Consider the following 14,341-nt stretch of genomic DNA (forward strand, 5'->3'; position numbering starts at 1 on the left):
ACGACGCGGGTCTGTATATCGGGTGCAATATGAGTCATGACTGAGAGTAAAGAGAAAGGTTTAGTAGAAAATGGCACAAAACTCTGAAAAATCCAGCCTATTTTGAGGGGGCTGAATAGTTACGAACGGGGAAGTCCACGTTTGCAATCCAGCCTCAGAACAAGTTAAATCACCCACTCAAATTAGTGAAGAGCCATTTTTTCTACCTGTTTTTGCCGCTTCCCGGCTCCTGAGAAACTTTTTCGTGATTAAGCGGTCAAAATCGTCAGGAAAAACAATCTCTAATTATAGATGCTGTGCCAGGGAGATATTAAAATGGATAGTGGAATCAGGTCGCCAATCTCATATCAGTCAACACTTCACGGAAGTCGGGAATCTCTACCCGTTTCAGAATCTTCAGAGGGAAGTCAGGTTCGCCTGATTCCTTTAGAAAACGTGGCTTCTTATACTACGACAGCCCCCCCTCAACCTGTATCGCAGGAAGAAGCTACCGGGCTTTCAGGGCGTGTGGTTGTGTCAATGAATCAAGCTGAAGTATATGAGGGGGGGGCTGTTAGGCTGAGTCCTATGCGGCAAAAAGAAGCAAATTTGGTTCGATATATAAAGAATGTTCATAACTATTTTTGGCCTGTAGGCTGGGGCTCAGAACCGATAACCCGCTTGATTTTAGAACTCATGAATGAAATTGAACATTTTCCTTTGGAAGAACGTTCTGATCTTCTCTCTGATATTATCAGCCGTATGAAATCGGTTTCGGGTGAATCAACCAGTCATTCCAGTGAAGTGTCTGGTCTTAATAATATAATCGTGCGAACTTTGAAAAGTCTTTTGTTGGCGGTAAAAGCTGAGATTGAGTTGATTGAGGAGGTTAAGAAACATAAGTGCTTTGGTGGCTTTGATTATAATCAGTTATGGCGACTGGTTATTGATGGCGAACATCAGCAAAAGCATGGTAAATACACTTTTGAAGGTGAAGAAGGGTATCTGGCGGGGGTTTTTCAAGGGCTTTGCCATATGCTTAAACACGTAAGAGTCAGGCGGGTTGTTGATGCAGAATCTTTGATTGGTTTTCATGATTCGGTCATTGGGGATGAAACCGAAAAATCAGATTTTAATGCTGCTCCTGCTTCGGAAAAAGGGCTGCATCCTAATACTTTTGGATTCATGGAAGCAGATGAAGAGAATTCAAGTAACTATACCGATGAAGGGATGTCAGAAATCAGGAGGCAAGCAGAGGAAAAGACTTCTTATCAATGGCTTTTATCAGAGTATGCCTATCATGCCTGGGACTGTTGTCATTGCTTTCCTATAAGGCATAGAGACCCCAGTGATGAGCCGCCTCACGATAAAGAGCATCTGAGTGATAAGAAATACACTACTGAATATTATGTAATCAGGGAGTCATTTAGCTCTTCGTCCCCAAAGAGTCAGTTTGATTGTTTGGGAGCACTTCGTAGGGATTTAAAACTACTGAAAGAAGATATAGACCAGGTTCTCGGGCAGTGTGAAAAGTCACTTTCAAGTACTCAAGCCACTAATGAGGATAAAGAGCTTGCTATTGCTCAATGTATAGCCACTATTGATCGAATGCATCCATTCAGAGACGGAAATATACGAACATCAGCTGTATTGCTTTGCAATGCACTCAGGATCAGTCAGGGACTGAGCCCTGTGATATGGCGTGACCCGAACTGTATTGACGGATTTTCTTACCGGCAGATTGTGATGGAAATGCAGGCTGGTGCCGCGACTTTCCAAAAATACAAGCGTACTTCTGAGGCCTCTTTCTGAATTTTCAGTTGCCTGCCTTGCCTTTAGGGATTCGTCTTTACGTCTTCCTTGCTGAAGGACTTTTCCTAAATTGTGTCATCGAAGATCAGCACGCCATCCGGGCTCTCAATCTCCCTGATAACGGGTATAACGTACTGCCAGAGTGTGCGATTACTGAACTGATTGGTTGAAAGCAGTCATGTTATTTGGCTATGGCTATATACCCATTGGATTTCAAGATGCTACCAGGCGACAAGAGAGCGAATCCCCGTGAGCCTACGAATAGTAGGTGTTCGGGTGGTTCGGCATCCCGGTGAGCGACAACTGCATGGATGCAGATAGAGCAACGCAGGAGCAGTTGCCGAACGCTGACAACAACGTAGCAACTTGAAAGCGAGACTGTAGATAAAACTGTGTTTCTGCCTATCTTAAAACCAGCAATGGCTAAGGATAGGCAACATGATGGCAAGACAGCGGCTACGTTGAACCCGGTCTCACGGTACTTTCTGGAAAAAATACTCCGGCATGGAGAGGACTTGCCCTTCAAGATAGATTTCGACAGTAACTTCTATATTGTTGATCTCGACAGAACCCCCCCCCTGCTTCTGGATACTCGCAATAGGTCCTCCGCTTTGGATAACCATCTTTATGGTCAGTGTCGTGTCATTGAATCGATGATGTTGAGAGCGGTCTGTTAACAGTACATGCTGGCCGGAGATCAACAGAAAGTAGACGCTCTTGAACACCTGAGAAATGATAATCTCAGAGCCTTGCCAGCTTTCGAATTCAGCGCGACTAGTTCATGTTGGACTGCCAAATATCCTGTGGTTCAACGAGAAGACGTGTTTAGTACGGTTGATCGATTACTGAATTATCAGGCTGCAATATACCCCGGGGTCACGGCTCAGGTTACAGCGAAATTCCTTATTCATGGTCTGTTGCTGATAGGGGTTGGCGAGAATCCACTGGGGAGTAAAACAATCCTCATTCTGGATCACATTATGAATCATGTGATGAATGCTCAAAAGCCAGCAATCAGAGATGTACCTTTACCCCAGTTATTGGATATTCGGCAAAGACTCAGAGAGAAGAAAAATACGCTGTTAGTACTTCCCGAGTGGGTCAGTCAGGAGGGGAGAATATTCATGCAGATGATGCCTGTTCTGACCAGGGAGATCCTGAAAAACCATGAAGAAGGTGATGATTTTTCTCTTCAGAAACTTGTCATTACTCGTTCGGGTAAGATGCAACAATGGTACCCAAAGGAGCGTCGGTGGGGGTGGACAACAAAGCCAAGTCATTTCAACGCTCAGGGTAGTGGTACTTTCTGTTGTGCCTGTGTTTTTCAATTCGAACCGGATGATGCCAGAGAGGCTGTGGAATACTGGGGTCTTGATCACAACTGTAAACTGCATTTTCTGAAAGGGACTGAAAATAATTTATTGCAACTTCCCCGGTAAGGGCCGGATCGTCACCTATACTACTTCACCTTCACTTTTTGCAGTTTGGGTTTGAATAAGCCGTTTCTGGAAATTGGAGTTGATAACAGTTGTTCCAGATTATGTTTCAGAGACTGAGGTACGCAGGTTGATTTCAGTATGAGTGACCAAATCCGAAGTCTACTGAGTCGTTTGTGGAGTGTTTTCGCACCAAGCCAGAAAATGAATGGGCTGTGTCTTTTAATTGCTTTGATTATGGTTCGGCCCTCAGAAGCATGGCTGCTGAAAACAGATGCTCGTGTAGGCAACGGATTAGTACAAATTATTTCCAACTCCCCTGGTTCTAACAATCCACAACATATTACGATTATTGTGAGTCCATGGACTGCTCATCAGTATCAAATGATTCAAACGCCTCAAGACATATTCGTCAATCAAGTGGCTGTTAATATAAACTGGATCACTCAGTTGATTCAGCAGCCGCAAACAACGCAATCAGCCCCTGGTATAACAACGTCTCCGCTTCTACTGCCTGTTCCTGCCATGCCCACATTCCCTCAGCAGCAGATGGCTGCAGAGAGAGTGGTGCCTTATTCGGTTTATCAGCAACATACGGGGGCTCTTCATCAGCAGATGGGTCTGATGCAGCACCATGCGGCCTGGATGAGTCAGCAACTGGCACAAATGAATCAACAGCTGCCCCATCAAACCGGAATGATGCCGATTACCAGCCATCAGGCTGAGCTGGCAGAAAAGCAAGAAGCCTTTGATAAAAAGCTGGAAGCCAAAGAGCAGAAAATTTCCGAGCTGAACGCCAAAATAGAGGAGCTCAATCAACAGCTGGAAACTGCACCGACTTCTGACAGTACAATTCCTGCAGGCGAAGAGTCGGATACAACGGTTGCTGCTGAAGAGCGTGAAAAAGTTCTGGCTGAAAAAGATAAAGAGATTGAGAAAAAACAAAAGGAAATAGAAAGGCTGGAAGGCGAGTTAAAGCAGAAGCAGGAAGCTTTACAGAAAGAAAGTGAGAATTCTCAGGGACTGATTAACCATCAGAAAAAACTGGAAGAGGAAAAAAACAAAGCCGAAGCTGCTTCCCGGGATGCTCAAAAAAAAGAGGCTGATGAGAAAAAGAGAGCCGACCGGGAAGAAAGGGAGCGAACGAAAGCTCAGGGAGAATTGAAAACCGAGCAAAACAAGTCAGGCAGCTTGCAGCGGCGGGTAGAGCAATTGGAAGCTGGGCAGGAAGAACTTCAGGCAAGGCCTACGCAGGAGGAGGTGGATGCAAAACTGAAGGGGCAAGGAGAAAAAGTGCAAGAGGCAGAGAAGAAACTGAAAGTTGCCAATGCACAAGTCGATCGGTTACAGAGTGAACTCAATAAGGCACAGGAAGACGCTTCTACGGCCCAGCAGAAGGTGACGGAGCTTGAAGAGTCCCTGGAGGAAGCTGATCCGACTTCTGTTGTTGAAGAATGGCAGGAAAAAGTTCGAACATTGACTCAGCAGTTGGATGACGCCAAAAAGGCAGCCGAAAAGCAAAAAGAGCAAAAGAAAAAACTCCAGAGGGAGATGGAGCAGAACAGAGCCAAGTATGAGACCAAAAGAAATGAACAGAGAAAAAAGCAGGATGAGGAATTAAAACATCAAAAAGACAGCCATAAAAAAGAAGTTAAAGAGTTAAAAGACGAACTCGATCAACACAGGCAATCAAAACCCAGAACAAAAAACGCAGCCACTAACACCAAAGCGCAAACAAAAAGTGTGGGTGTTAATACTGTGACTGTTACGCCTGAAAAAGATGAAAAGCCGGTAACCTCTGAACCAGTCTCTACACCTGTTTCTGCTTCTGATGACAGTGATATTGCTTCAGCCACAATGGTATCGCCCGGTATTCACTCCCCCACTCAGGGCTTGGTAACCGGGCAGACCACCGTAACCGGACCGCCTTCAGAGAGTCCTGATGAGCCATCGGAGTTTGATACTGGAAGGGCCAATGAACCCGATAAAGTTGATACAGCCACTCAAACGGATCCTGATGTAATAAAGGTTGAAGCACAGCAACAGAAAGTGGGGTCTGATGAGGTTGTCCTGATTGATGCTCAGAGCCAGGCTGACCTCGATATTCAGGGACTTCTGGTGGATGCTCATTCACAGGGAAAGCTCCTTGATCTGCTGCAACGTTTACAGCCTCCACTTATAGCTATGGTGGAAGCAGGTTGCGGGCCTGATACGCCTATGGATATTTTGCAGGATGGAAAGGGCTTCCGAACAGGCGATCAGAAAAAAACGCCGAAAGACTCGACTCCAAACGATGATCGTTCGAATCATCAGGACTCACCACAGAACCAACAGGCCAATGCGGATCCTGAGGAAATAGGGCCTTCTACCATTCGGGGCCCTCTGGCTGCTGCATTTGTTGAAGCCCTGGGATTGCTGACTTCCTGGGTCTTTCCTCCGGTCTTGCTGGCTGCTTTCGGGACCGGGATCTACTTTGGCAAAGTCAGTAAACAGGCAGAAAATAATCGTCTGGAACTGGAAGCGTTGAAAAAGAATAGAACCGATTCGGCGATCTTGTCATCCACTCAACCTTTGTCGTCCAGTTGCGATTTATTGACGGGCCACCCTCTTAAAGCTCTGTGTCTCGAGTTTCTGGGAGATGAAACCTTTGCTTCCATGCTTCCCCTGCTGATCAATATCAGTCAGAAGCATCGAGAAACACTGGACTTCCCCATTTTTGGCTGGTGGCACAGATCGGAGTCTGTCTCTCATTCTCTCAGCGCCAAAGAGTTGATGAGACTGCTTGAGACGTCTGATGAGCCATCTTCAGTGGTCAGCCAGCTGCACCTGCAAAGTCTCAAAAGCATGGACTTTTACAGCACTTCTCTTCAGCTGCAGAAAAAAGTGCTCACGATGATTTATCGGCTCTGGCAGGACAAAGGTGTCAGTGACGAACACATTGCCTTGGCTCCATTGACCGATGAGGGGTTTTTGTTACTGCTTGGGTTTGCCTATCAGGCTTATGCTCTGGAATACAAACACGCTGGGTTACAGAGAAAGCTGGAAACATTGGGCATCAAAGAACTGGGCAAGCGGTTAATGGACTCTGTATTCGAAGGAGAGAAAGCTTCTGTATTGCCCGCTTCATTGGGCGGTATGGATGAAAGCACTATCAGTATTTTTCAGTTAAAGCGTGATAAGCCTGTCATGTTCAGGGGGATTTCCTTCAGGGATGGGCAAGTTTATGAAACCACAGATCCATCTAAGAAGGTCCGATGTGACGTTCTAACCCAGACTTCCCTGCAGGCAGGCTGTTATGCGTATCTGGCCTGGGAAGTCGATTGGAAAGCAAGAGTACTGGCCGACCTTCAGGAAGTGATTGCAACCGATATGCCTGTATTCTCGGAAGTTTCTAACGGAGTTCAGGTTGCTGAATATCAGAAAGTGAGTGAAGAGGTATTAGCGGAAACCATTTTCTCTTTGCTGGATTGGGCCGAAATGAACCTGATTCAGGAAACCAGTGGCAAAAAAAGGCGCTTTGTTCGTGCGGCATTAGTATTAGCAGGTGTTGTAGAAGACAGCAGTGATAGCGTTTACCAAGCCTGGTTAAAGAACATATGGAGTTTAATTCAGAATAATCATGGGTGGACTGGAAAGCAGTGGTTGCAGAAGTTAGTCAATATGAATGGCAAAGGCTCTAAGTCTGAAGAAGGTCTCAGGCTCTCTCCTATGTGGAAAAAGGGATACATCTGGTCTTTGCAAATGCTTCCCCATGTCCTGGGAGAGGAGTTGCAGGAGCTGAAACCGCAGATGCAAGGTGCTGAATCAGCCGTCATGCAGCTGCCACTTATAAAGGGCAAATCCAGTCAAGTGTATGTCTGGTCACCAGAAAAAAAGAGCTGGGATAAAGCCGTGAGTGATGGCAATCCTGTCGAACCCGGACAATCAGTGAATGTGATTTGTCGCAGTGCCTATGCACTGGGAAGAGGGCCAGATGATATGGACTTCTACTTTGCTTTTGGCCAAAAACCTTCCGCCGGGAAGAAGTGTTCTTTTTATAAACCCTACTTCGAGGTTAGGCATTGAATATTCCTGCAGGCATCCAGGTTTTCCTTCAACTGGCTGAGCCTTGCCTATACTGACTGCATTTTTAAAACCTAATAAAAATACAGTCGGAATCATTTTAATGAAGTACTCCTTGCTCTGTATCGGGTTGATCGTACCGGTCGCTCTCGCCGCTGACCTTGAACTGGATATAGAGGTTACAGAGACGATGGATACACCCCCTTCGGAATCCTTGATCAAGCTTAATGAACCTCATGTTCCTGTCACAGATGCAGGTCAGCTACTCAGACAGGAGACGGGTGTAGCGGTATCAAGAAAAGGAGGTAAAGGTTTTGATCCCATCATACGTGGGCAACAGCAAAGCCAGTTAAATATTATATTGGGTGATGCTTTTGTTCTGGGCGCTTGTCCGGGGCGAATGGACCCACCCACCACTTACACCAGTCTCAAGGGTTATGACCGTGTTACGGTGCTGCGTGGTTATGAAAGTGTGATCTATGGTTCCGGTGGGTCAGGTGGCACGGTACTGTTTGAACGGGAAATGCCCCGCTTCAATGATGGCACTGGTGTTCGTTCTTATACGGGCAACCTGGGCGTGAGCCACACGAGTAATATTGACTACAAACAGGCATCCGCCGATGTGTCTCTAGGCAAAGAGTCTGCCTATCTCAGGGCTTATGGCGAATATCAGGATTCCGACAATTACAAAGATGGAAATGGCCAGACGGTCAGCTCCGCTTTCAAGTCTTCCAGTGGTGGGCTGCTGGTGTCAGGGGAAGTCTTGCCTTTCACCCGGGTGGAGGCGAATGTTGAGTCCACCAGAGATGATGACGTTTACTATTCCGGCAACGGTATGGATGCACCCTGGGCGAAAGCGGATACCTGGCGACTGAAACTCCAGCATGATCAAGCTTTTCTGGGGTTGGATGCTATAGAACTTTCGGGCTGGCATGCTGACGTACGACATTTGATGGATAATTATTCCGTCAGGGTGCGTAAGCCAAAATCTTCTATCGGTTTAAGAGCTCCATCGGATTCAGTGACTTGGGGAGGACGGTTGCTGGGTAAAATTTATTATGATGATGCTGAGCTGAAGCTGGGCCTGGATTATCAGGCTAACGACAGGGATGCCAAGCGTTATAAGGTTAACCGTCAGACAGGCAGCCAAACCTGGCAGTCGCATATCTGGCCAGGTGTTGAATATCGCCAGATGGGCGTGTTTGCAGAACTGGATTTCAGCTTGAGCGATAAAGATTCTTTCCGTCTGGGGTTGAGGTTTGATGACTTGCAGGCAGAAGCTACCCAAGCCAATAGCTCTGTACTGGGTAAAAGCAGTCCCAATACGATGTATAAGCAATATTATGGAATAGAGGCCGACAAGGTACACGAGCAGAATCTGAGTGGTTTGTTGGCTTGGCAGCATGAGTTGTTCGACGATCAATCGATCGAATTGCGTGGCAGTCGTAGTGTCAGAACCGCCGATACCAGTGAACGATTTATTGCTTCAAGGGGATCCTGCTGTCATGGCAGTGATGACTGGGTTGGCAATCCGGACATCAAACCGGAAAAACATCAGCAGCTGGATGCCGGCTATCGATACGAGACCGGGGCTGCAGAGTGGTCTGCGATTGTCTATGTGGATGAAGTGCAAGATTACATTCTCAGAACCCAGTCCGATTCGGGAGCCTATATCTACAAAAACATTGAAGCACGGCTCTATGGTATTGAGGCCGATGTGCGTTATTCATTTGGACGTTTTAAACCATCGGCCGGAGTGGCCTGGACCCGGGGAGAAGACCGCGATAACGGATCAGATCTTCCACAGATACCCCCTCTGCAGTTTAACCTTCAATTGGATTACGATGCCACTCGGTGGTTGCTGGGAGCCCGCTGGGAGCTGGCTTCAAAGCAGGAAAAGATCGATATCCAGAGTGGGTTGGATGCGGGAGAAACCGATGGCTATGGCGTCGTTCATTTATACGGTTGGTATCAGCTAGGTCAGGGGTTCAAACTGGAAGCGGGGGTTCAGAACCTGTTTGATAAAGCTTATGCCCAGCATGTGAACCGGGCCAGTCATGATCCATTCGATCCGACAGCCAAACAGGTGAATGAGCCTGGACGAGAAGTTTGGGTGGGTATGAAATATCTGTTTTAGAGGTGTTTTGTAGATTGAACCTGTTCATTAAACAATTAAAAGCCAGTGTTGCTGACCTTATTATCCGGCACCTGTCGAATGTTGTTCTGGTAAAGGTCTTTAACAAAGTAAAGGAATCAAGGTAAGTCCGCTTCGGGCTTACCTTGATTAATGACCTTTAGAAAAGGCGCGAATTTCCGCTTAGTTTTGTGACAGTAATAGAGACTTCAGCTCAACGAATTCTTCCAGCCCGGCTTCGCCCCATTCCCGGCCATTCCCCGACATTTTGTATCCACCAAAGGGGGCTTCATAAGAAAAACTACCGCCATTGAGGTTGACCATGCCTGTTCTCATTTTTTTGGCAATAGCTCGTGCTGAGTCAATATCTTTCGCCCAGACACCACCAGACAGACCATAAGGCGAGTCGTTGGCAATGGCGACAGCATCGTCTTCATCCTTGAAGGGAATGATGACCAGAACAGGACCGAAGATTTCTTCACGGGCTATGGCCATCTGGTTATTTACATCTGCAAAGATGGTGGGCTCGAGATAGTAGCCGGTTTCCAACCCTTCAGGTCTCTTGCCCCCGGTGACCAAGCGGGCACCTTCTTCGATACCTTTCTGGATATACCCGGACACATCCTCCAACTGGGCTTTGGACACCAGAGGTCCCATAAAGCTTGCCGAGTCAGTCGGATCCCCCACTGTAATTTGTTCTGCAGTCGCTTTGGCCAGCTCCACAGCCTCTTCGTAACGACTTTGAGGGACCAGCATTCGGGTCAGTGCTGTGCAGGTCTGGCCACAATTACTCATGACGTTTTGCACGCCTGAACTGACGGCATCAGCCAGAGGAGCCTCTTCGGTAATGATAAAGGCTGACTTGCCACCCAGTTCCAGAGTGACTCTTTTAACGGTTTCTGCTGCCACGGCGGCAACGCGGGTTCCTGCACCTGTTGAGCCGGTAAAGGAAACCATATCCACTTCGGAGTGTGAGGACAGTGCTTCACCCACTACTGAACCAGAGCCGTTTACCAAATTGAAGACACCGGGAGGAAAGCCCACTTCATCCATGAGTTCCGCTAACTTAATAGCATTTAATGGCGTCTCGACACTGGGCTTCAAAACCATTGTGCAACCCGCAGCCAGAGCCGGGGCAACTTTGCCAACGATCTGATGGAGTGGGTAGTTCCAAGGTGTAATAAAAGCACAGACACCAATGGCTTCTTTGTGAATTTCTACAGAACCCTTGATGTCGACTTTATCCATCAGCGCCGTCATGTCGGCATGCATGGACATGGCCATGACCGGGCCACCGGCCTGAATCAGTTCGCAAAGATGAACCGGCATACCCTGTTCAGAGGAGATAATGCGGGCCATTTCGGGAATGCTTTCGGACATCTTTTGGGCCAGCAGGCCGATCAATTGAGCGCGTTCTTCGGAGGGAGTTTCGGACCAGGAGGTAAAGGCTTTTCGGGCGGCTTGCACAGCGACATCAACATCGTCTTTTGTACCTTTGGCGACCTGGGCAATAACAGTTTCAGTCGCTGGATTGACCACATCAATCCAGTCAGGATTCTTTGCCTCAACCCACTGACCGTTAATATAGAACTGGTTATGCTGCTTCATAATTTTTCTTCTCGCAGGTAGTCTCAGCCGGGAGATCTAACCCTATCCTGCACCGAAAAGATAATCAAGTTAGCGTTCGTTCGGGTTGTAAAGAAGGGATTTTTCTATTTATTTTTATCTTCTGGAAACAGATTTTTGACAATTATGATCAGCCCGGCCATCAGGTTGACGGTCGCAGCAGTGATTAAAGCCATAAGCACGTTGTCGCTTAGTGAGAAGAGTTCAACCCAGTTGCCATCGGATCGCTTGAATTGAACTTTGCTGGCACTGGCAATGACCATGCCAGCGACCACGACAGACGACAGAACAACAAAGAGAAATATTCTCCGGGCAAACCCTTTTCTCAGTTCAATGGTGTCTTCCAGTCGGGTGTTGTGAAGACGTTTCTCTTTCAGTTCTTCCTGGGCCAGCAAGACTTTGTATTGCTGTTCGGCAATCCCTTCCTGGGAAAGGTTTTTGATTTCAACTTTCTTTTCTTCCCTGAACAGTTCGTCATCATCAGACTCCGGAGCAGTTTCATTAACTTTCCTGAGGCTTTCAGAGTATTTATTAAGAACTTTCCAGAGTGTTTTCTGGTCGATTTCAGAGGGCTGGCTGGTGGTCTCTTGCTGATCTGCGTCCTGCAACTGCGAAGTCATGTTCAGGCAATCTCTTCCTGCATCAGACCCAGTTCTTTCATCATGGACGTTTGAATCAACTCCTGACTCAATTCGAAATCAGGAATTTCGCCATTCTGATGTTCACTGCGGGTGGTTTCCCAGGGGCTGCCCGGTTTATGTGTCAGGTTAGACAGCGTGTGTGCAGAAAGCCCGCCATAAAGTTCCCAAATCTGATCGACCAGATTCCGAACATTATGATCATGGAGTTCAATCCTGGGAATACAGACTTCAAAGCCCGGGCCTTCATCACTGGTTTTGGCCAGACCTATCTTTTTGATCAGGGTACCCAGACTATGAATGGGTTGATAACCGTAGGCTCTGAATTCGTTATAAACGCTTTTTATAACCGGGCCAAACTTCCAGGCGAAAACCGGTTCATCAATCAGTGGGCGATGGTAAACAGCTAAAGAAAGGGCATGTGCGAAGTAAACCAGCTTTTGCAGTTTCATTGGGCTGATTTCTTCCTGCTTTTCCTGAGCGGTTTCCAGAAAAGCATTAGCAATGGCGACAGCAGGGTATATTCCTTTTTTCACTGTTCATCCTCGCACATTTTATTATTCCTGCCGCCTAGTATCCCTTTCAAAAGCTATTAAAACAAGTCTGATCCGTTTCTAACGTGATGGGTTACTTTCAAGAGAGAGTTCCCTGATATAATACTCATCCAGTTCGCCCTTTTTGGGGAAGCCTTTAACTTCTGGTTTAACCAGACGATGCTGGGTGTTGAAATAAATGGGAATGGCCGGCACCTCTTTATCCAGAATCGTTTCCAATTGCTGGAAAAGAACTTTTCTCTTCTGGCTGAATACTGGGCTGGGAATACCGGTGCAAGCTTGCTCCAGTAAATCGTCATACTCTGGATTCTGGTAACGTCCTTCATTAAAAGCGTAATCGGATTTAAATACTTCCAAAACCAGGCAAGGTTCCGGACTCACTACTGACCAACCGACCCGTGCTACTTCAAACTGGCCTTGTTGCATTTGTGCCAGCATGCTGTTGAATTCCATATTATTCAGGCGGGTTTTAACCCCCAGTGTTTTCTTCCACATATCACTGATCGCCAGAGCAATCTGTCTGTGTTTATCCATCGTATTGTAGAGAATTTCAACTTCCAGAGGCTTTTCGGGCCCGTACCCGGCTTCTTGATATAAGCGCCTGGCTTCTTCGATCTTGTCAGGTTTTGAAAGCGTGCTTTTTGGCAGTGCGGGTGGTTCATAGTCATTGAAGTGATTGGATATGAAGGTAAAAGCAGGCGTTTCTCCCTGACGGGTGATTTTTTCGGTAATTAATTGCCGGTCTATTGCCAGAGAAAGCGCACGTCGCAAAGGCTGATTATTTATCTTCTCATTTTTGATATTCAGGCTGTAATAATAAATGGCATGGGTTGGGTGTGTGCTCAACTGATCCGGAATGGTTTTCTTTAGCTTTTCATACAGTTTGGAAGGCACGCTGGCCGTAATATGAATTTCTCCAGTCTGGTAGCGTTTATATTCAACTTCTGGTTGCAGGGGCAGAAAAATGGCCTTTTCTATCTTTGTTGCTTTCTGATTTCGATAAAACCGGTTTTTGATGACGGTGACCTGTTCGTTAATCACCCAGCTATCGAGCTGATAAGCGCCATTGGAAACCAGGTGGCCTGGCTGTGCCCAGCGTTTAGGGTATTGATTGACTGAGTCCGGATGCAGAGGCATCAGCAGATATTCAATGATGTCCAGAGCGTAGGGTACGGGCTTGCTGAGGGTAACCTTCAGGGTGTGGTTGTCTTCAGCCTCGATTCCCAGTTTCTCGACGGGTTGTTGCCGATGAATAATGTCAGTGGCGTTTGCCACATGCAGGGTCTCAAAAATCTGGGCACGGATAAAAGTATTGTCAGGGTCTATGGCGTACCGAGCTGCGAATTCAAAATCCTTGGCAGTAAGAGCATCACCATTACTCCACTGGAGATCGGGTCTTAGCTTGAAAGTGTAGGTTTTTCCGTCTTCGGAAAGTGTCCAGTCAGCTGCCTGGGCAGGAACATACTGACCGGAGCGGTCTTTAACAATAAGCCCTTCAAAGAGGTTTTTGTGAAGTTGATGTCCCACAATGGTTTGTGAATTATAAGGATTGAGTGAATCCGGGTCGGTACTGTTGCCAATCACCAGTGTGCTGACATTGTTGTGGGCTAAAGATAATACAGAAGTACCAGCCAATAACTGAAACAGGGCTATGAGGCCTATTTGTTTCAATGAAACGTTTTTTATCATCATTATTTTACCGTGAACAACCTGAAGGTTGTTCTATTGAGGACAGCTGGCTTATACCCATTGGATTTCAAGTTGCTGCTAGGCGGCAAGCTCGTGAAGCCCCAGGAGCCTACAAAAAGTTGGTGACTGGGGTGAGCGAGCGCTGACAACAACGTAGCAACTTGAAAGGCGATGGGTATATTAATTAGAGCCGCTGAGTGGGTACTTATACAAGATAGACCCTGATTTATAGTAGAGGCTTCTCAGATTCATTGTTAATAGCTTCTGTATCTGTTATTGATTAGAAAATCCTAGGAGCCTGTCGGACTTACCACTGACCTACTGCGAAAAAGCCGGATTTGGCCATTTTTTATGATTCTTTTCGTTGAATAGCTCGCTATTCGCCTCAAATAATCATAAAAACTGTCTCAA

9 protein-coding genes and 1 pseudogene are annotated in these 14,341 nt (G+C 46.8%); 5 read left to right on the plus strand and 5 right to left on the minus strand.

Annotation, left to right across the window (positions count from 1 at the left end):
- Positions 1 to 519: 519 nt before the first annotated feature.
- Positions 520 to 1,791: a Fic family protein gene (locus ACR2PX_RS14900; RefSeq protein WP_434000146.1), complete on the plus strand. Its 1,272-nt coding sequence runs from the start codon at positions 520 to 522 to the stop codon at positions 1,789 to 1,791.
- Positions 1,792 to 1,859: 68 nt separating this feature from the next.
- Here the strand turns inward: ACR2PX_RS14900 and ACR2PX_RS14905 are convergent.
- Positions 1,860 to 1,991: pseudogene (locus tag ACR2PX_RS14905) on the minus strand (IS701 family transposase); the annotation flags it as partial.
- 219 nt (positions 1,992 to 2,210) lie between these two features.
- Here ACR2PX_RS14905 and ACR2PX_RS14910 point away from each other — a divergent pair.
- The 4 genes from ACR2PX_RS14910 to ACR2PX_RS14925 all read left to right on the plus strand — a co-directional run bounded on the left by ACR2PX_RS14910 (position 2,211) and on the right by ACR2PX_RS14925 (position 9,426).
- Positions 2,211 to 2,468: a hypothetical protein gene (locus ACR2PX_RS14910; protein WP_434000147.1), complete on the plus strand. Its 258-nt coding sequence runs from the start codon at positions 2,211 to 2,213 to the stop codon at positions 2,466 to 2,468.
- Positions 2,469 to 2,612: 144 nt separating this feature from the next.
- A complete protein-coding gene (locus ACR2PX_RS14915) occupies positions 2,613 to 3,230 on the plus strand; it encodes a hypothetical protein (protein WP_434000148.1) in 618 nt (205 codons plus the stop codon).
- Positions 3,231 to 3,368: 138 nt separating this feature from the next.
- The gene (locus ACR2PX_RS14920) at positions 3,369 to 7,292 is read left to right on the plus strand and encodes a hypothetical protein (protein WP_434000149.1); all 3,924 of its coding nucleotides are present in this window, start codon (positions 3,369 to 3,371) and stop codon (positions 7,290 to 7,292) included.
- A gap of 100 nt (positions 7,293 to 7,392) precedes the next feature.
- A complete protein-coding gene (locus tag ACR2PX_RS14925) occupies positions 7,393 to 9,426 on the plus strand; it encodes a TonB-dependent copper receptor (RefSeq protein ID WP_434000150.1) in 2,034 nt (677 codons plus the stop codon).
- Between the two features lie 180 nt (positions 9,427 to 9,606).
- On the opposite strand, the gene ACR2PX_RS14930 is transcribed toward ACR2PX_RS14925, so the two are convergent.
- The 4 genes from ACR2PX_RS14930 to ACR2PX_RS14945 all read right to left on the minus strand — a co-directional run bounded on the left by ACR2PX_RS14930 (position 9,607) and on the right by ACR2PX_RS14945 (position 13,933).
- A complete protein-coding gene (locus ACR2PX_RS14930; protein ID WP_434000151.1) occupies positions 9,607 to 11,031 on the minus strand; it encodes an aldehyde dehydrogenase family protein in 1,425 nt (474 codons plus the stop codon).
- A gap of 104 nt (positions 11,032 to 11,135) precedes the next feature.
- Complete coding sequence (locus tag ACR2PX_RS14935; RefSeq protein WP_434000152.1) at positions 11,136 to 11,669, minus strand: hypothetical protein; 534 nt, start codon at positions 11,667 to 11,669, stop codon at positions 11,136 to 11,138.
- Between the two features lie 2 nt (positions 11,670 to 11,671).
- A complete protein-coding gene (locus tag ACR2PX_RS14940; RefSeq protein ID WP_434000153.1) occupies positions 11,672 to 12,223 on the minus strand; it encodes a Panacea domain-containing protein in 552 nt (183 codons plus the stop codon).
- A 78-nt stretch (positions 12,224 to 12,301) separates the two neighbouring features.
- Positions 12,302 to 13,933: a peptide ABC transporter substrate-binding protein gene (locus ACR2PX_RS14945; protein ID WP_434000154.1), complete on the minus strand. Its 1,632-nt coding sequence runs from the start codon at positions 13,931 to 13,933 to the stop codon at positions 12,302 to 12,304.
- Positions 13,934 to 14,341: the final 408 nt, after the last annotated feature.

This window comes from Endozoicomonas sp. (assembly GCF_051008435.1).
Classification (GTDB): domain Bacteria; phylum Pseudomonadota; class Gammaproteobacteria; order Pseudomonadales; family Endozoicomonadaceae; genus Endozoicomonas_A.

Bases quoted from the DNA above. Each gene is read 5' to 3' on its own strand.
- ACR2PX_RS14910 (WP_434000147.1), top strand. From the start codon at position 2,211: ATGGCTAAGGATAGGCAACATGATGGCAAGACAGCGGCTACGTTGAAC.
- ACR2PX_RS14935 (WP_434000152.1), bottom strand. From the start codon at position 11,669: ATGACTTCGCAGTTGCAGGACGCAGATCAGCAAGAGACCACCAGCCAG.
- ACR2PX_RS14920 (WP_434000149.1), top strand. From the start codon at position 3,369: ATGAGTGACCAAATCCGAAGTCTACTGAGTCGTTTGTGGAGTGTTTTC.
- ACR2PX_RS14900 (WP_434000146.1), top strand. From the start codon at position 520: ATGAATCAAGCTGAAGTATATGAGGGGGGGGCTGTTAGGCTGAGTCCT.
- ACR2PX_RS14930 (WP_434000151.1), bottom strand. From the start codon at position 11,031: ATGAAGCAGCATAACCAGTTCTATATTAACGGTCAGTGGGTTGAGGCA.
- ACR2PX_RS14945 (WP_434000154.1), bottom strand. From the start codon at position 13,933: ATGATGATAAAAAACGTTTCATTGAAACAAATAGGCCTCATAGCCCTG.
- ACR2PX_RS14925 (WP_434000150.1), top strand. From the start codon at position 7,393: ATGAAGTACTCCTTGCTCTGTATCGGGTTGATCGTACCGGTCGCTCTC.